This window comes from Fulvimarina pelagi HTCC2506 (assembly GCF_000153705.1).
GTDB classification, from domain to species: Bacteria; Pseudomonadota; Alphaproteobacteria; order Rhizobiales; family Rhizobiaceae; genus Fulvimarina; species Fulvimarina pelagi.
Window position 1 is genome coordinate 636,945 of record NZ_DS022272.1, and the last position, 17,891, is coordinate 654,835.

The 17,891-nt window shown below is 61.6% G+C and carries 12 protein-coding genes; 5 read left to right on the plus strand and 7 right to left on the minus strand.

The window, feature by feature from the left end; genetic code table 11:
• Nucleotides 1-207: 207 nt before the first annotated feature.
• Entirely contained in the window at nt 208-3,624 is a 3,417-nt protein-coding gene (locus tag FP2506_RS02950; RefSeq protein WP_007065894.1) for a transglutaminase family protein, read from the minus strand.
• Nucleotides 3,625-3,833: 209 nt separating this feature from the next.
• Here FP2506_RS02950 and FP2506_RS02955 point away from each other — a divergent pair, with 209 nt between their 5' ends.
• The 4 genes from FP2506_RS02955 (at nt 3,834) to treY (ending at nt 11,658) form a co-directional block, all read left to right on the plus strand.
• Nucleotides 3,834-4,931: a zinc-binding metallopeptidase family protein gene (locus FP2506_RS02955; RefSeq protein WP_007065895.1), complete on the plus strand. Its 1,098-nt coding sequence runs from the start codon at nt 3,834-3,836 to the stop codon at nt 4,929-4,931.
• A gap of 318 nt (nt 4,932-5,249) precedes the next feature.
• Nucleotides 5,250-7,112: a malto-oligosyltrehalose trehalohydrolase gene (gene treZ / locus FP2506_RS02965; RefSeq protein ID WP_244404115.1), complete on the plus strand. Its 1,863-nt coding sequence runs from the start codon at nt 5,250-5,252 to the stop codon at nt 7,110-7,112.
• Complete coding sequence (malQ, locus tag FP2506_RS02970; protein ID WP_007065897.1) at nt 7,109-8,965, plus strand: 4-alpha-glucanotransferase; 1,857 nt, start codon at nt 7,109-7,111, stop codon at nt 8,963-8,965. The genes treZ and malQ overlap by 4 nt, the downstream gene beginning before the upstream one ends.
• Nucleotides 8,962-11,658 (plus strand): malto-oligosyltrehalose synthase, encoded by a 2,697-nt coding sequence (gene treY, locus FP2506_RS02975; protein ID WP_007065898.1) that lies wholly within the window; start codon nt 8,962-8,964, stop codon nt 11,656-11,658. Before malQ ends, treY begins: the two co-directional genes overlap by 4 nt.
• Nucleotides 11,659-11,808: 150 nt before the next feature.
• Here the strand turns inward: treY and sbmA are convergent, their stop codons facing one another.
• The 5 genes from sbmA to FP2506_RS03000 all read right to left on the minus strand — a co-directional run bounded on the left by sbmA (nt 11,809) and on the right by FP2506_RS03000 (nt 16,160).
• Nucleotides 11,809-13,062, minus strand: coding sequence for a peptide antibiotic transporter SbmA (gene sbmA / locus FP2506_RS02980; protein WP_040488868.1), 1,254 nt, complete (start codon nt 13,060-13,062; stop codon nt 11,809-11,811).
• Nucleotides 13,063-13,428: 366 nt separating this feature from the next.
• Nucleotides 13,429-14,388 carry a type I pantothenate kinase gene (gene coaA / locus FP2506_RS02985; protein ID WP_040488870.1) on the minus strand — a complete coding sequence of 320 codons (960 nt, stop codon included), beginning with the start codon at nt 14,386-14,388 and terminating at the stop codon, nt 13,429-13,431.
• 8 nt (nt 14,389-14,396) lie between these two features.
• Nucleotides 14,397-14,735 carry a phosphoribosyl-ATP diphosphatase gene (locus FP2506_RS02990; RefSeq protein WP_007065901.1) on the minus strand — a complete coding sequence of 113 codons (339 nt, stop codon included), beginning with the start codon at nt 14,733-14,735 and terminating at the stop codon, nt 14,397-14,399.
• A gap of 27 nt (nt 14,736-14,762) precedes the next feature.
• A complete protein-coding gene (gene hisF / locus FP2506_RS02995; RefSeq protein ID WP_007065902.1) occupies nt 14,763-15,566 on the minus strand; it encodes an imidazole glycerol phosphate synthase subunit HisF in 804 nt (267 codons plus the stop codon).
• 36 nt (nt 15,567-15,602) lie between these two features.
• Complete coding sequence (locus FP2506_RS03000) at nt 15,603-16,160, minus strand: Uma2 family endonuclease (RefSeq protein WP_007065903.1); 558 nt, start codon at nt 16,158-16,160, stop codon at nt 15,603-15,605.
• A 67-nt stretch (nt 16,161-16,227) separates the two neighbouring features.
• Here FP2506_RS03000 and FP2506_RS03005 point away from each other — a divergent pair, with 67 nt between their 5' ends.
• Nucleotides 16,228-17,070, plus strand: a complete 843-nt coding sequence (locus FP2506_RS03005) for an alpha/beta fold hydrolase (protein ID WP_007065904.1) — start codon at nt 16,228-16,230, stop codon at nt 17,068-17,070.
• 3 nt (nt 17,071-17,073) lie between these two features.
• On the opposite strand, the gene hisA is transcribed toward FP2506_RS03005, so the two are convergent.
• Complete coding sequence (gene hisA, locus FP2506_RS03010) at nt 17,074-17,814, minus strand: 1-(5-phosphoribosyl)-5-[(5-phosphoribosylamino)methylideneamino]imidazole-4-carboxamide isomerase (RefSeq protein WP_007065905.1); 741 nt, start codon at nt 17,812-17,814, stop codon at nt 17,074-17,076.
• Nucleotides 17,815-17,891 lie beyond the last annotated feature (77 nt).

Below are 17,891 nucleotides of genomic sequence, written 5' to 3' on the forward strand. Positions count from 1 at the left end.
CGTCGCGAAGATGGCGAAAAAGAAGCTTTAAGCACGGCCGCTGCTCGTCCGCAGCATCTCTCGAAAGGGCCGCCTGTCAGGCGGCCCTTTTTCATGCGCGAACGAGACTCACCAGTCTCTTCACGAACCGAGTAGGTCATTATTCACCTCGGTCCACGCTCTGCGTCCGCGTTTCAGCGCAGCGGACGCCGAATGCGCGCGGATCGACTAGCCGACCGCCAGCCCCGACGGACGCCTCAGATCGAGCGTCATCGGGAAGCTCGGATCGGCGATCTCGCGGACCGGCGCGTAGCTACCCGGCGTATGGCCGATCGGCTCGAAGCGCGCGAGGCGGCGGGCTTCGGCTTCGTAGGAGTTGACCGGGAAGGTGTCGTAGTTCCGCCCGCCCGGATGAGCGACGTGATAGGTACAGCCGCCCAGCGACCGCCTCGACCACGTATCGTAGATGTCGAAAGTGAGCGGTGCATGCACCGGGATCGTCGGATGGAGGCCGGATGGCGGCTGCCATGCCTTGAAGCGCACGCCCGCGACGGCCTCCTTGCCCGTTCCGGTCGCCGTCATCGGCACCTCGCGGCCGTTGCAGGTGACGATGTGACGGGCCTTGTCGAAATTCGAGAGCTTCACCTGAAGGCGCTCGACGGATGAATCGACGAAGCGCACCGTGCCGCCGATCGCGCCGGTCTCGCCCATCACATGCCACGGCTCCAGCGCCTGCCGCAGTTCGAGTTCGATACCCTCGCGCTCGATCTTGCCGCAGAATGGGAAGCGGAATTCGGCCTGCGCCTCGAACCATTCGGGCCGCATCGGATAGCCGGCACGGGTGAGATCGCCGAGAACGTCGAGGAAATCCTGCCAGACGAATTCCGGTAGCATGAAGCGATCGTGCAGGTTCGTCCCCCAGCGCACGAACTTGCCGTCTTCCGGCTGCTTCCAGAATTTCGCGATCATCGCGCGGATCAGCAGCTGCTGGGCGAGCGACATCTTCGGCTCGGGCGGCATCTCGAAGCCGCGAAATTCGACGAGGCCGAGGCGGCCCGTCGGACCGTCCGGCGAATAGAGCTTGTCGATGCAGATCTCGGCGCGATGGGTGTTGCCCGTCACGTCGATCAGGAGATTGCGGAATAACCGGTCGACCAGCCAGGGCGGCGTCGAGAAACTGTCCTCGGTCACCTGCGCCATGGCGATTTCCAGCTCGTAGAGCTGGTCGTGCCGGCCTTCGTCGATGCGCGGGGCCTGGCTCGTCGGGCCGATGAAGAGGCCGGAGAAGAGGTAGGAGAGCGACGGATGGCGCTGCCAGTAGAGGACCAGCGACTTCAGGAGATCCGGCCGGCGCAGGAAGGGTGAGTCGAGCGGCGTTGCGCCGCCGACCACCACATGATTGCCGCCGCCGGTGCCGGCATGCTTGCCGTCCACCATGAACTTGTCGGTGCCGAGGCGCGACTGCCGGGCATCCTCATAGACGCCTTGGGTGATCGCCTTCGCCTCCTCCCAGCTCGAAGCCGGGTGGACGTTCACCTCGATGACCCCCGGATCGGGGGCGACCCGAATCACGTTAAGCCGAGGATCGTGTGGAGGGGCATAACCCTCGATCTGAATGGGCATATCGAGATCGCGCGCGGCCTCCTCGATCGCACCGAGCAGGTCGAGATAGGCTTCCGTCAGCTCCAGCGGTGGCATGAAGACGCAAAGCTTCCCGTCGCGCGGTTCGACCGAGAGCGCTGTTCGAACGAAGCCATGGATCTCGGCGTTCTCCGCAGCGACCGCTGTGAAGGTGGTGCCGCGCGGAACCGTCGAACCGTCGGCTTGTGAAGACAGCGGCGGCAGCGGCGTCATTTCGCGCCGCCGGCCGGCGACCGTGTCGGCTTTCGCTGAGTTCGGATCGTGCGTCTGCCGCTCGGTGCGGCCCCATTGTTCGCGGCTCTGCGGCGGCAGCGGCGGGAAAGGCTGGGTTGGGTCGGCGGGATGGATATAGGGATAGTCGCCCTTGCCCAGATAGGGCAGGGAGGCCAGCGGCAGGCGGTAGCCGAGGGCCGAGTCGCCCGGCGTCAAGTAAAGATGCTTGCGTCGCGTCCGCCATCTTTCCGACATCCAGCGGACCTTGCTCGACCGCGACTGCCAGGCCTGGACCGGCAGCACGTGCCCGGTCGGCTTCGACAGGCCGTGATCGAAGACCTTCGCGAGCCGCGCGCGCTCCTCGCGATCTTCGAGCTTGGAATCGGTCGGCTCGACATTGTCCGGCAGGCCCTGTTCGCGGGCGATCCAGAAGGATGCGTCCTCGAAGGCCGGCAACACGTTTTCGGCCTGGATTTCCAACGCCTCGGCGACGGCCTTCGTGAAGGCCTCCGACTCGTCCGGCCCGATTTCGGCCTCGGTCTTTTCGCGGGCGACGAGATCGCTGTTCTGCCAGATCGGCGCGCCGTCCTTGCGCCAGTAGAGGGAGAAGGTCCAGCGTGGCAGGGTCTCGCCCGGATACCACTTGCCCTGGCCGTAATGCAGAAATCCGCCCGGGGCGAAGCGGTCGCGCAGGCGGCGGATCATGTCGTCGCCGAGGCCTCGCTTCATCGGGCCGGTCGCGTCGGAGTTCCACTCGGGCGATTCGAACTCGTCGATCGAGACGAAGGTCGGCTCGCCGCCCATGGTAAGGCGCACATCGTTCGCCTCGAGCTCCGCGTCGACCGTCTTGCCGAGCGCGTCGAGCGCTTCCCAGCTTTCGTCGGAGAAGGGATAAGTGACGCGCGGGCGCTCCGAGATGCGGCCCACCGTCATGTCGAATTCGAAATCGACCTCGGCGAAGCCGACGAGACCCGAGATCGGCGCGGCAGAGCGGTAGTGCGGCGTTGCGGCGAGGGGAATGTGGCTCTCGCCCGTTAGGAGCCCGGAGGTCGGATCGAGGCCGATCCACCCTGCGCCGGGAATGTAGACTTCGCCCCAGGCGTGGAGATCGGTGAAGTCATGGCTCGTGCCGGCCGGCCCGTCGAGCGAGACGACATCCGGCTTCAGCTGGATGAGGTAGCCGGACACGAAGCGCGCGGCGAAGCCGAGATGCCTCAGCGTGTTGACGAGGAGCCAGGAGGAATCGCGGCAGGACCCGGAATTCTTGGTCAGCGTTTCGTCGGGCGTCTGAACGCCGGGCTCCATTCGGACGAGATAGTCGACCCGCTTCTCGATCTTCTGGTTGAGCCCGACGAGGAAATCGATGGTGCGCTGGCCGGGCATCAGGTCGATCTCTTCGATGAACGCGCGGAACCTCTCGCCCGCCGGTTCCGGGTCGAGATAGGATTCGAGCTCCTTCTTCACCTCGTCCGGATAGGTGAAGGGGAATTCCTCGGCATGCTCCTCGATGAAGAAGTCGAAGGGGTTGTAGACCGTCATGTCGGCGAGGAGATCGACCTCGATCTTGAACTCGCGCACCGGCTCGGGGAAGACGAAGCGGGCGAGATAGTTGCCAAACGGGTCTTGGTGCCAGTTGACGAAATGCTGTTCGGGCGAAACCTTCAACGAGTAGGACGGTATACGGGTCCGCGAATGCGGTGCTGGCCGCAGCCGGATCACCTGGGGGCCGAGGACGACCGGGCGGTCGTACTTGTAATGGGTCAGGTGGCGAAGGCTGGCGAGGATCGACATGGGCGCTTTCTGATTCCGCTTCGGCTTTCAGTTCGTCACCTATGCTTAGACCAGAGCTGCAAGCCGACAAGGGCCGGCAGCTATCCCCTTCGTCGAACAATGCACGATATTGTATCCGAATTGCCGGGTTGGTCGGAACGATCGTACTGTTTCCGCATTGACGCCCATCGCGCGACCGCGCGCGTAACAATTGCCCCAGGGACCTGACAATGAAACTGTTTTCCTGCTCGGCCTGTCAGCAGGTCGTGTTCTTTGAAAACGTCGCCTGCGAAAGATGCGGCCGCTCGCTCGGCTACGATCCGCAGCGCGAAGAAATGATCGCGCTCGATAAGGAAGACGACTTCTGGAAGGAAGCCGGTTCCCATTCGGACGTATCGACTCTCAAATATTGCGACAACTATCAGTACGGCGTCTGCAACTGGCTGCTTCCGGCGGATACCGAGGACATGTATTGTCTCGCTTGTCGGCACAATGAAACCGTTCCCAACGTTGCCGACCCAGTGAATCTTGCCCGTTGGCAGAAGATGGAAATCGGCAAGCATCGCCTTTTCTATGCAATCAACCGCTTCGGCCTGCCGCTCGCGACGCGCAACGAGCACGAAGAAGGCCTCGGCTTCGACTTTCTTGCCGAGGACGACGGCACGCCCGGAAACGTCATGACCGGGCACGATCGCGGCCTCATCACCATCGCGCTCGCCGAAGCCGACGATGCCGAGCGCGTCAGCCGGCGTCAGTCCATGGGCGAGCCTTACCGGACGCTGCTCGGGCATTTCCGCCACGAAGTCGGCCACTGGTACTGGGATCGCATCGTGCGCGACGGCAACGAGGGCGCGCTGGACGCCTGCCGTGGGCTCTTCGGCGACGACACCGAAGATTACGGCGAAGCGCTGCAGCGCCATTACGAGAACGGTCCGAAGCCCGACTGGCAGAATGAGTATGTCTCATCTTATGCCGGCGCTCATGCCTGGGAGGACTTCGCCGAGACCTGGGCGCACTATCTCCACATCGTCGACACGCTGGAGACCGGTCATGCCTGGGGCGTGACCGTCGATCCGCGCATCCCGGACCAGGGGCTGTTGACGACACGGATCGATTTCGATCCGTATGCGCGCGATACGTCGATCGAGCAGATCACCGACGCATGGTTGCCGCTTTCCGCGGCCCTCAACTCGTTCAACCGCTCGATGGGCCATCAGGATCTCTATCCGTTCGTCCTGTCTTCCGCGGTAATCGAGAAGCTGGGCTTCATGCACGATCTCGTGCGCGGCGAGGCGGGGCGGAAGGGAAGGCAGGCGCAGGCTGCCTGATCCTGGCTGTGGTCCTCCCGATCGGGGGATTCGACGAGAGAGATCCGCGCCCGGTTCGGTTCGAGCCGGGCGTCGTTCGTTTCGCGCCGAAGCCTAATCGTCGTTCGGTCGCGCGCGATATGAGTTCCTTGTCTGGCGATGATTATTTGAGCGGCTTGCGGGCTGGAACTGGCGGCGTTCGCTCCAATTAGGCGAAGGGCGTTGCGGTGTACGGAAATGCCGTAGCCTGGCATCGGATTTGGACCACGGATAGCCGGATGATGCTCCTCTAATAGAAGGACACGGCCTGACCACATGACTTCAACGGATAATGGGTTTGTGTTCGAGACTTCTTGGGGCCCACGGCTGGTCTCGTCCGGCGCCGAGTTTCGTCTCTGGGCCCCTTCTGCGCCATCGATCGAGCTCGCAGTCGGCGATGCGAAGGGCGAGCCGGCCGTCTTTCTTCCGATGGAGAAGGACGACGCCGGATGGTGGCGACTGACGACCGACAAGGTTTCGGTCGGCGGTGCTTACGGGTTTCGGCTGAACGACGGGCTCGTCGTGCCCGATCCCGCTTCGCGCCGGCAGTTCGGCGATGTCCATTCCCTTTCTGTTCTTACTGATCCCAACGCCTATCGCTGGACGACGCCCGAATGGAACGGCCGGCCTTGGGAAGAGACCGTCTTCTACGAGCTTCACACCGGGACTTTCTCGCAAAAAGGGACCTTCGAGGGCATCGAGGACAAGCTCGATTTCCTGAAATCCGTCGGCATCACGACGATCGAGCTCCTGCCCGTCGCCCAGTTCATGGGCAAGCGCGGGTGGGGCTATGACGGCGTGATGCTCTACTGTCCGCACGAGGCCTATGGTGGCGATGCCGGCCTCAAGCGGCTGATCGATGCCGCCCATTCGCGCGGGCTCAGTGTCTTTCTCGACGTGGTCTACAACCACTTCGGACCAGATGGGAATTACCTCGGCGCCTATGCGCCCGAGTTCTTCCATGAAGAGATTCATACCCCCTGGGGCCCGGCGATCGCTTATGACGAAGAGCCGGTTCGCGCCTTCATGATCGAAAATTCGCTCTACTGGCTCGAGGAATTCCGCTTCGATGGCCTGCGGCTGGATGCAATTGATTCCATCAAGGACACGACCGACACGCCGCTGGTTAAAGAACTCGCTGCCGCCGTGCGCAAGCGCTTCCCCGGCCGGCACGTGCACCTCACCACCGAGGACGACCGCAACATCACCTGGCATATCGAGCGCGGCGAGACCGGCCAGCCACTGCTCGTCTCGGGCGAGTGGAACGACGACCTCCATCACACGGTCCACGTCCTCGCGACCCACGAGCAGGAGGCCTATTACGCCGACTACACGCGCGGCAGCGTCTCACAAATTGCGAAATCCCTTGCGACCGGCTTTGTTTTTCAAGGCGATTATTCACCGGTGCGCGACAAGAAGATCGGGTCAAGGTCCGAGCATCTGCCGCCGACGGCCTTCGTCAACTTCATCCAGAACCACGACCAGATCGGCAATCGGGCCTTCGGCGAGCGACTGACCGATCTCGCCTCCCGCCGCATGGTCGAATGCGCCCAGGCGATCCTGCTCCTCTCGCCCCACATCCCCCTGATCTTCATGGGCGAGGAATGGGGCGAGACCCATCCGTTTTGCTTCTTCACCGATTTCGACGGCGATCTCGCCGATGCAGTGCGTGAAGGTCGGCGCTCGGAATTTGCAAAGTTCACCGCCTTCCACGCCGCTGAAACGCGTGAACTGATCCCCGATCCGAACGCGGAGACGACGTTCGCCGCATCGATGCTCGATTGGTCGGAACTCAATCGCCCAAACCATCTACGCCGGCTCGAACAGGTCAAACGCCTGTTGAAGATCCGTCGCGAGACGATCGTTCCGTTGCTGAAGAATGTTCCTGCAAATTGCGGTTCTTATTACTCTGCCGAGGATACGCTGGCTTTCGCGGTTGTCTGGACCCTTCAGGACGGGAAGGCACTTCACCTGTTCGCCAATCTTAGCGACGAACCTTGGCCGCTTCCGAGCGACTTGACGCCCACGGACCTGACAGCAGGCGATCTCGTTCATGCCTATCCCGCAAATGCGGATAGTCGGCTTGCTGACGGGACCCTGCCGCCCACTTCTGTCGTTTTTCGACTCTCGGACCAAAAGCTCATCATGGGAGGCACCGCTTGAGCCGATCACTCGACCTGCTGGCTGAAAGCCACGGAATCCAGTCGGTCTATACCTCTGAGATGGGCGAGCGGAAGGTCATTGCCGATGAAGCGAAAGAGCGACTGCTAATGGCATTGTCGGTCGATCCTGAGAATGGCGAACAAGGGCATTTCTCGGAAGCGAGGCAGGCGCCTGAGAAGAGTTGCGCGCTTCCGCCCGTAGTGGCCAAGCATCGTCGCTGGGGCATATCGTGCCAGCTTTACGGGCTGCGCTCGCAGCGCAATCTCGGCATCGGCGATTACGAGGATCTCGCGCGGCTGGCGGTCATCGCGGCGCGCGAGGGCGCGTCATTCATCGGCGTCAATCCGCTGCATGCACTCTTTATGGCCGACGGTAGTCGCATCTCGCCCTATTCGCCCTCGACCCGGCGCTTCAACAACCCGCTCTATCTTGCCATCGACAAGATCGAGGGGGGTGCGAAAGCGATCGAGACGCTCCGCGCGGACGAGCCGGCACTGTTCGAAGGGCTCGACGGATCGCTGGTCGATTATCCGACGGTCTGCCGCCTGAAGAATCGTCTGCTCCGGATGATCTACGGAACGCGGAAGGACGATATCGCCGCGTCCCAGGCGTTTGAGCGTTTCGTCTCCGGCAGCGGATCGACCTTGCACGACTTCGCACTTTTCGAGGCGATCTCGCAGTCTCAGGTCGCCGATGGCGGCCATGCCGGCTGGCATCACTGGCCGGAAGCACTGCAGGATCGGACGAGCGATGCCGTGGACGATTTCGAGCGCGACAACTTCGACGAGATCAACTTCCACAAATGGCTGCAGTTCGAGGTCGACGAACAGATCGCCAGCGTGCAGGCGCGTGCGAAATCCGAGGGTATGGCAATCGGGCTCTATCTCGATCTCGCGGTCGGCGTGGCCCCGGATGGTGCCGAGACTTGGGCCGATCCGGCGCTGACCGTTGCTGCAGCCCGCGTGGGCGCGCCGCCGGACATGTTTAACTCGGCCGGCCAGGACTGGGGCCTCGCACCGCTCTCTCCGAAGGCGCTTCAGGAACGGGACTATACGCCGCTGCGCAACGCCTTCGGACAGCTCACGCTCCATGCCGGCGCGGTGCGTATCGACCATGCGATGGGACTTGCGCGGCTATGGTGGATTCCCGGAGACCAGTCCTCGGCCGGGGGCGGTTATGTCCGCTATCCGCTGGGCGAGATGGTCGATGCTGTCGCAGAAGCCTCGAACACCAATCATTGTATTGTCATCGGCGAGGATCTGGGGACCGTACCAGAAGGCTTTCGGGACACGATGGAGCAGGCCAACATCCTCTCCTACCGGGTCCTCTATTTCGAGCGCCGAGACGATGCGTTCCTGGCGCCTCATATCTATCCGAAACTCGCGCTCGCCTGTATCTCGACCCATGATCTCGCACCGCTTGCGGGCTGGTGGAAGGGCACCGACATCAAGCTGCGCGAGGAAGCCGGTACGCAGGATTCGGCCGCGACCCAGCGCGACCTGAAGAGCCGCGCGGAAGAGCGGATCGACCTTCTCGTCGCCTTGCGCAAAGCTAGCCTGATACCTCACGAATACGAGCAGATGCTCAACGGAGATGCGCCTTTGTCCGCCGAGTTGAACCAAGTTCTTAGCGAGGCGGTCCACCGCTATGTCGCGCGCACGCCGTCGCTGCTCCTCACTGTTCAGCTGGAAGACATGCTTGGTGCTACCCACCAGCCGAACCTTCCCGGCACCACTGATCAGTACCCCAATTGGCGCATACGCCAGGATTTCGCTCTTGAAGATCTCGACGGACACGAGCGCTTCCTAAGTTTGGCGCGGGCAATGCGCGAAGAAAGGCCGAACCCCTCATGACCGCGCCACTCGTCTCAACCTATCGGCTTCAATTCAGGGAAGGCACTGATTTCGCAACTGCGCGCGATCTCGCTCGCTACTGGAAACGTCTCGGCATAAGCCATCTCTACGCTTCTCCAATCTTCGCGGCTTCACAAGGATCGACCCACGGCTACGACGTTACCGACTACAACGCGCTGGAGGAGGATCTCGGCGGCATCGGCGGCTTCACCGAGATGTCGAACGCGCTCTCCTCAGCCGATATCGGGCTGATCCTCGATTTCGTGCCGAATCACATGGGCGTTTCCCCGCATAACCATTGGTGGGAGGACGTGCTGCGGTGGGGCGAAGAAAGCCGTTACGCTTATACGTTCGACATCTCCTGGGAAGCCAAGCGCATTCTCGTCCCCGTGCTCGGCAAGCCTTATGGCGATGCGCTGGAAGCCGGCGATTTGACGATCGTCCTCGACGAGGCGACACCCGCCTTCCGCTTCGATGCGGCGGGCTACGGCCTGCCGATCGATCCTCGCACCTACGGCCACGTCTTCGGCCTTCTCGACCACGATGAACGCGATCGACTGGTGCGGCGCTTCTCCGTTTCCACGCCGCCGGAAGCCGACGAATTGCGCGAACGGCTGAGCGAGCACCTGCAGGATGAAAGCTTCCGCACGGCCCTCCATGCGGCGATCTCGGCAATCAACGACGACAGGCAGGCGCTCCACGCCCTTCATGAGGCCCAGGCCTGGCGGCTCGCCTGGTGGCGGACGGCCCGCGAGCGCTTGACCTACCGCCGCTTCTTCGAGATCGCCGACCTGATCGGCGTGAGGCAGGAGATGCGTCGGGTCTTCAGCGAGAGCCATCAGATGATCATCCGGCTTGCGCGCGAGCGTCGGCTCGATGGTGTTCGCATTGACCATGTCGACGGGTTAGCCGACCCGAAAACCTATCTCGACGATCTCAACCACGCCTTCCGAGCGGTGCGTCGATCTCCGAGCATTCATGTCGAAAAGATTCTGACCGGCGAGGAGCGCCTGCGCTCTTCCTGGGCGATCGATGGCACGACCGGTTACGAATTCATCACTGCGCTTTCCGACCTCTACGTCGATGCCAAGCGCGAAGAGGGCATGAGCGAGGCGTACCACACCTTCATCGGGCGCAGGGAAGACTTGCGCGCGATGATCCTCGCGGAGAAGCGTTCAATCTTTCAGCGCAATCTTGCAGGCGAACTGACCGTTCTGACTGGCCTTGCACTCGACGTCGCTTCGCGCGGGCTTTCGACCCGCGACCTTGGGCGCGACACGCTCGCGCGCTCAATTGTGGAGGTCGCCGCCGCACTTCCGGTCTACCGCACCTACGGTTCCGTCGACGGCGTGCCTCGCCGCGACGTCGCGATCATCGACGAAGCTGTCGATCTGGCGATGACGCGTCGCGAGGTGGAGGCGGACGAGCCGATCCAGTTCATCGGCCGGCTCCTGAAGCTGGACTTCGAGGATGGCGCGGACGTCGCCGGCGCTCTGAACTTCACGCGCCGGTTCCAGCAGACGACCGGCGCAGTGATGGCCAAGGCCGTCGAGGACACGGTCTTCTACCGCTACAACCGACTGATTGCGCTCAACGAGGTGGGCGGTGAGCCAGACCACTACGGGGCCGATGTCGATAGCTTCCACGAGGCGATGCAGGTCCGAATCGAAGACCAGCCTTCGGGTCTGCTTGCGACGACAACGCACGACACCAAGCGCGGCGAGGATGCGCGTGCTCGCATCTACACGCTTTCCGAGGCGCCGGGCCGCTGGCGCGCGCTGGTCTCCAGTTTCGCCGCCGTTATGACCGGCTGGCGCAAAGACATCGAGCCTGGCCTTTTCTCCCCGGATCCTGCGACCGAATGGGGTCTTTATCAGGCGCTCCTCGGCGTCTTGCCCACGGATTTCGATCCCGCCGATAAAGAGCAGTGCGAAGAGATCGCCGAGCGGCTCACGGGTTTCGCGGAAAAGGCAGTGCGGGAGGCCAAACGCTATACCAGTTGGACGGCGCCTGCCGAGAAGTATGAAAAGGCTTTGCGCAACTTCGTCGAGGCGATGGTCGATCCTCAGGAAGAGCTGATCAGCGAGTTCTGGTCTAGCGTCCAGCCTTTCGTGGCTGCCGGTGCGCTTAACAGCCTCTCCCAGACGGCAATTAAACTGACTGCGCCCGGCGTTCCGGATATCTATCAGGGCACGGAATTCTACGACTTCTCCCTCGTCGATCCGGATAACCGCCGCCCCGTTGATTTCGATGCGCGGATTGAGGCTCTCGAAGCTGAAGCCGATCCCGCAGCCCTCCTTGCCGACTGGCGCTCCGGACGCCTGAAGGCGAAACTGACTGCCGCCGGCCTCAAAATGCGGCAAGACGCTTCCACCCTCTTCACGTTGGGCAGCTATCAGCCGCTCGTCGTTGAAGGGCCAGGTGCTGGTTGGGTGGTAGCCTTCGCGAGGGTCGCCGAGAACGGTGAGGCATCAATCACCGTCGCGCCACGGATGACCCTGACCCTCCTAGACGGGAAATTGGAACCATCGGTGCCGGCGGAGCGCTGGCAGGGCACGAGCATCGTGCTCCCGGAAGCGCTAGCAACGAGGACGTTCAGAGACGTCATGACAGAGGCCGAATGGACCGGCTCGGAGCTTCGCCTCGCTGATGTTCTGCAGACGCTCCCGGTGGCGATGCTTATTTCCGCCTGACGTGTCAGGCGGTCAGGTCTGATCGTCTGAGCTTTATTCGATCCGCGGCAGGCTCAGTCGAAAGGCGGAACCCATTTTCGTTGGCCTTAGGCCAACCGGTCGAAACCTTCCGAAAAAGCGCGGCCGCGCACGGCAATCAGAGCCTCTGTTTCACTCCGCCGGTGAATGCCTGGCGAGCCATTCCCGATCGACGCTCGGTAGAGGTTCATCGTGGATCGCTGCCTCGAAGCCCTTCAGGCGTTTGTGAATCGACAGCAGTTCGACGATCGTCGTCCATGAATTTACAAGATATTGGAACGACGTCCGCACCTGCTGAAAGGCGTTGAGGATCTGGTTCATGGTACCAAGCGTGATCGCACCGACAACGATGGTAGGTGCAAGGATAATATAGGGGAAGATGTTATCGGTCTGGAGATAACCGATACGCGCCACGTTGAAGTACATATAGTGGAAATAGAGCCGGAAATAGTTGCGGCGCACGCTGGAGTAGAGAGTGCTGATTTTGGGTGGCTGCGCGCGGTCGGCATTGTCTTCCCCGTAGACGAGCTCCTTTCGATAGGCCGCTTCCACACGCTGGTTCCTGAATTCGAGTCCAGGCAGCTTGATACCGACAAGCGCAAGAAACGTCGTTCCGAATGCGGACCAGAGCAGCGCTGCAATGACCAGCGGATAGGGAACTTCGCCGATCAGCGGCAGAGATGTGATATTCGCGGACAAGACGAGGAGTACCGGCAGGAACGCTATGAGCGTCATGACTGCCTCGATGAAGTTCACACCGAGGTTCTCGGTAATCGAGGCGAAGCGCATCGTATCTTCCTGGATACGCTGTGAAGCACCCTCGATCATCCTGAGTTTGCCCCAGTAGCTCATGTAATAATCGTTCATCGCCGTTCGCCAGCGGAAGACGTAGTGGCTGATGAAGAATCGTGTGAGGACACCGACGGTGACCGCAACGAAGGCGATTCCCGCAAAAGTGGCAAGCGAGCCGTAGAACTCTGCCTGTGTTACCTCGCTGGTCTGAGCGAGAGCGGCCTGGATGAGGTCGTAGAACGGTCCGTACCATGCGTTGATCGCGACTGAGACCTGAACCTGGAAGTAAGTGACGAAAATGATCAAAGCCGATCCGAGGATCGACCAGAGCGCCCAAGGATGGGGTTCCTTCCACATCCAGAACGCCGCGAAAAGCGCGACCATGACTGCGTAGTAGAGATAGAACCAGATGAACTCGTTAGACCAAAAAATGGAGACGCCGATGACCGGCTCTTCGCCCATCGGCGGACGTGGTAGGCCGAACCACACCCCTGATTCGTCCGCGAATCCGTACCAGAGAGCAATCCCGACAACTGCCCAGGCAACAGCCGACAGGAAGAACAGTTTCGGGCTTGGAAAGAAAGACGGAAACACTGCGGTGACGACCTCGCGTTGAATCGGCCCGCAACAGGACTTGGGCGATCGATACGGACCTTGCTCATAGCGCGCTTCAAGTCCCAGCGCGATTGAATTCGCAGCAATGTAAAAGGCACCGCGATTAAGTCGCCAAGAATATGACGCTTATGAGGGTGGGTTTTCGGTCATGATTCGAAGCTTAGACGCGTGATAGCGACATGATACTGGGGGAATCCAACGCGAAAAGTCGGCAGGCAGAGCTCTCCATGACGAGCTACCGAAGTGATCGCGAGGCGAACAGATCGGTCGTCGATTTAGTTTCTTGTCGAAAGCGTCCTAAGCGAGCACAGAATTGCACAGTACATTTCAATTTGTGAATTGCACTTAAAGCTTGCGCAACGCGACCTGTTTGATGAGATGATTCGGGCCTTTCTTCAGAATAAGATCGGCACGCGGGCGAGTCGGCAAGATATTCTCGTGCAGATTGACGGCGTTGATGTCGGACCAGAGATCCTCGGCCGTAAGCCTTGCTTCGGCATCGGAAATCTTGGCGTAGCGGTGAAAGAAGGAGTCCTCCTGCTGGAAGGCGGTTTCACGCAGCCGCATGAACCTGTCGATATACCACCGGTGGATATCGCTCTCCTCAGCGTCGATGTAGATCGAATAGTCGAAGAAGTCCGACACGAACGGTACGGCCCGGCCATCCGGCGGCATCTTCTGAACCTGAAGCACGTTCAGCCCTTCGAAGATCAGAATGTCCGGGTGGTCGACGACGGCCCGTTTGCCTTCGGTCACGTCGTAATGGAAGTGCGAATAGACTGGCGCCGTCACGCTCGGCGCGCCGGCCTTGATGTCCGATAGGAACCGCAGAATGGCGCCAACGTCGTAGCTCTCCGGGAAACCCTTGCGGCGCATCAAACCCTTTTCTTCAAGAACGGCGTTGGGAAAGAGGAAACCGTCCGTCGTAACGAGCGCCACCTTCGGCGAGGTCGGCCAACGGCCGAGGAGCAGTTGGAGAAGGCGCGCGGTCGTTGACTTTCCCACGGCCACGGAGCCCGCGATGCCGATGACGAAGGGGGTCTTGTGGCCGACGCCGTTTCCGGACAGAAACTGCTGGCGCTGCTCGAACAGCACTTGGGATGCCTCGACATGGGCCGAGAGAAGGCGCGAGAGCGAGAGATAGATCCGAGCAACCTCGTCGAGATCAACCGGATCGTTCATCGAGCGGATGCTTTCCAGTTCGCTCGCTGAGAGTGTCAAAGGCGTGTCGGCGCGAAATCCAGCCCACTCTTCAGCCGAAAAGACGCGGTAAGGCGAGAAGAGCATGGGCGCGAGCTGGTCCATCCGCCCGTTCACCCCTCGCGCGGTCCGTCCGGGGGACGGGCCGCCTTCTCCTCGAGACCCGTCGTCGATGTTCGACGGCCGAGTTCCGAGAAGATATCGGCGGCGGGAATGCCGCGCAGATTGAGCGCCACGAGGAGGTGGTAGATCAGATCTGCGCTTTCGGAGACGACGCGGTCGTCGTCCTGCGAAACGAGGGCGATCACAGTCTCTGTTGACTCTTCGCCTAGCTTCTTGGCGACGTGAGAGACGCCCATGGCCTTAAGCTTAGCCGTATAGGATTCCGAAGGCGATGCATTCGCCCGTTCGGCGACGATCTTTTCCAGATCAGAAAGGCTGAAATCTGTCATCAGGCTGTCATTTTCGAGGGCAGCGAATCATGCGGCGTCGAGCGAAATATCGGCTGGATCAAGTCTCATGGGAACCCCGGCGGTGGCCATATACGCCTTCGCCTCGGCGATCGTGTAGGTGCCGAAATGGAAGATCGAGGCAGCGAGAACAGCCGCCGCGCCGCCCTTCGTGACACCTTCCACAAGATGATCGAGCGTGCCCACACCACCGGACGCGATGACGGGGACCGCCACCGTATCGCTGATCGCCTTCGTCAATTCGAGATCGAAGCCGGCCTTCGTGCCGTCCCGGTCCATCGAGGTGAGAAGGATTTCGCCCGCGCCGAGCGCGACGACTTTTCTAGCGAATTCGACTGCATCGATGCCGGTCTCCCGGCGGCCGCCATGGGTGAAGATTTCCCAGCGAGGCTCGGCGCCAGTCTCGCTCACGCGACGCGCGTCGATGGCAACCACAATGCACTGGTCGCCAAACTTGTCGGCGGCATCGCCGACGAAGCCCGGCCGATTCACCGCCGCTGTGTTGATCGATACCTTGTCGGCGCCGGCAAGAAGTAGCGTTCGGACGTCCTGCACCGTGCGCACGCCGCCGCCTACGGTGACGGGCATGAAACACTGCTCGGCGGTTCGGCGCACTACGTCGACGATCGTTTCGCGTTCGTCGGAGGAAGCGGTGATGTCGAGGAAGCAGAGTTCGTCCGCACCGGCGGCATCATAGGCACGCGCGGCTTCCACCGGGTCTCCTGCATCGCGCAGGCCTTCGAAGTTGACGCCCTTGACGACACGGCCATCCTTCACGTCGAGGCAGGGGATGATGCGGGCCTTGAGGGTCATGGCATGCGCCGATCGTTGGAGCGGGGTCGAGATCGCTTATGCGATACCGCGATAGAGATCGGCAAGTTTGATGTTGAGGTCGAAGCCCGTGAGCGGGATCTCGCTGTCCGGTCCCTCGATCATTTGTGGCCGTTGGAAGACGCCATCCTCATCGCGCGACCAAAGCCAGATGCGCGGCTCGTCCTGCGAGAGCACGAGATAGTGGCGAAGGCTCTCGATCGTCGTGTATTCCTCGGCCTTTTCGCCGAAATCGATCGCGAGCGAGGAGGGCGAGAGGATTTCCGCGACGAACAGAGGTTCGATCGCGGCAAGATCACTCGCCGTCCCGCCCGAGCGATCGACGAACACATCTGGATAACGGACCCCGGCGGGAGTGCGCACACCGAAATCGGCCGTTCCGATGTCGAATTCGCTCTCGTCAAGCGCGTTGATGAGGATCGCTGTCAGTTTGCCGGCCAGTTTCACATGACCGCGGGTGACGTTGATCATCATCTCGAAGACTCTCCCGTGCACGAGTTCCCGCTTGCCCTCCCGGCCCTCGTTCCAGCGGAGGAATTCCTCGGTCGTCATGACGGGTTGCGACTGGATGTTCATGGGACGGCAGTCTACCAGCGTAGCGTCACGGCGCAAAACGCCCGCTTGAAAGGTGCGATATTCTCCGTTGAAGCCTGCCCGTGAAAAGCTGAGGATCGTCCAAATCGGAGATACGCGTTTCGCGATCGACGACTCCGGAGTGCCTCTAATTCAGGGGGCGCCTCTGGTCTTCCTGCATGGCGCGGTTCAGACGCGCCAGGTCTGGGAGAGCCAGTGGCGGGCATTTTCGGGGGCGCGCCGGGTGGTCGTTCCCGATCTGAGGGGTCATGGGGAGACGACCGGCTCGTTCGAAGATCTATCGATCGAGACCCACGCGCGGGACGTCGTCGCGCTTCTTGACAGGCTGGAAATCGACCGGGCTCTTGTCTGCGGCGTTTTCTTGGGCGGTATGGTGGCGCTGGCGATGGCCGCAAAGGCTCCGGAACGGATCACCGGGCTGATTCTTGCGGACACCCCGCTCGCGCTGTCGATGACCGGACCCGTGCGCGCTTTGATCGAATGGCTGGGCCCGCAGCGGATTCTGTGGCCGTTCTTCAGAGTTCTCGGTCGGCGCGGGACTGCACGTCTTGGTCTGGCGTTGGCCCGACTTATGCTCAGCCGGAAATGGGTCGGCCCGATGGGTGGTAGGCACTTCGTCGATGGTTTCTCGCAAATGGCACCCGCTGCGATCGTCGCAACCTATGCTGGGATCGTCGCCGCTGATCCCATCACGGTCGAGATGCCAGACAAGCCATGCCTCTTAATCCTTGGTCGCCATGAGACAAAAACGGTTGTTGCCCAAGCCAGCGAGATAGCCTCCCGCCTCGGCCAAGCGGAAATCGTTCTCGTCGATGGGGGTCACGTCCCGAATATCGATGCGCCGTACGAGTTTAATCGCGCCGTGCATCAGTTTCTCGAGAAGATCCGTTAGGATTCAGCTTGTTGGCGTGAGCACCGCCAGCGCCTCTTTCGGGTCAATTCGTCCGTCGTAGAGAGCCCGGCCGGAGATCGCACCTTCCAGCGCTTTCGCATCCGGCATCGTCATTCGCACGATATCAGCCATCGAGGCGAGACCGCCAGAGGCGATGATGGGGATCGAGACGGCCTCGGCGAGATCGATGGTCGCCGGCCAGTTGATGCCGGCGAGGACGCCGTCTCGGTCGATATCCGTATAGATGACGGCTGAGACGCCCGCATCCTCGAACCGCTTCGCCAGATCGATGGCAGTCAGTTCGGAGGTTTCGGCCCAGCCCTCGACGGCGACCTTGCCGCGTTTCGCGTCGATGCCGACCGCGATCCGGCCGGGGAAGCGCCTGGCCGCCGCCTTCACGAGGTCGGGATCGCGAACCGCGACCGTGCCGAGGATCACCCGGGCAAGGCCCTTGTCGAGCCAGCCTTCGATATCGGCCATGGTCCGAATGCCGCCGCCGAGCTGGACTTTCATCTCGTTGCCGACCGCCGCGAGGATTGCGTCGACCGCCTCGCCATTGACCGAGTCACCTTTGAACGCGCCGTTAAGGTCGACGACGTGGAGATGGCCGAATCCGACATCGTGGAATTCCCGCGACTGGCCGGCCGGATCGGCATTGTAGACCGTCGCCTGGTCCATCAAACCGAGTTTCAGGCGAACGCACGCACCATCTTTCAGATCGATGGCGGGAAAGAGGATGGGCACGGCGGAGCCTCTCGTTCGGTTGGCTAGATGATCTGGAAGACAAAGAGCAGGATGATCGTCAAGACGACGGAAACGAG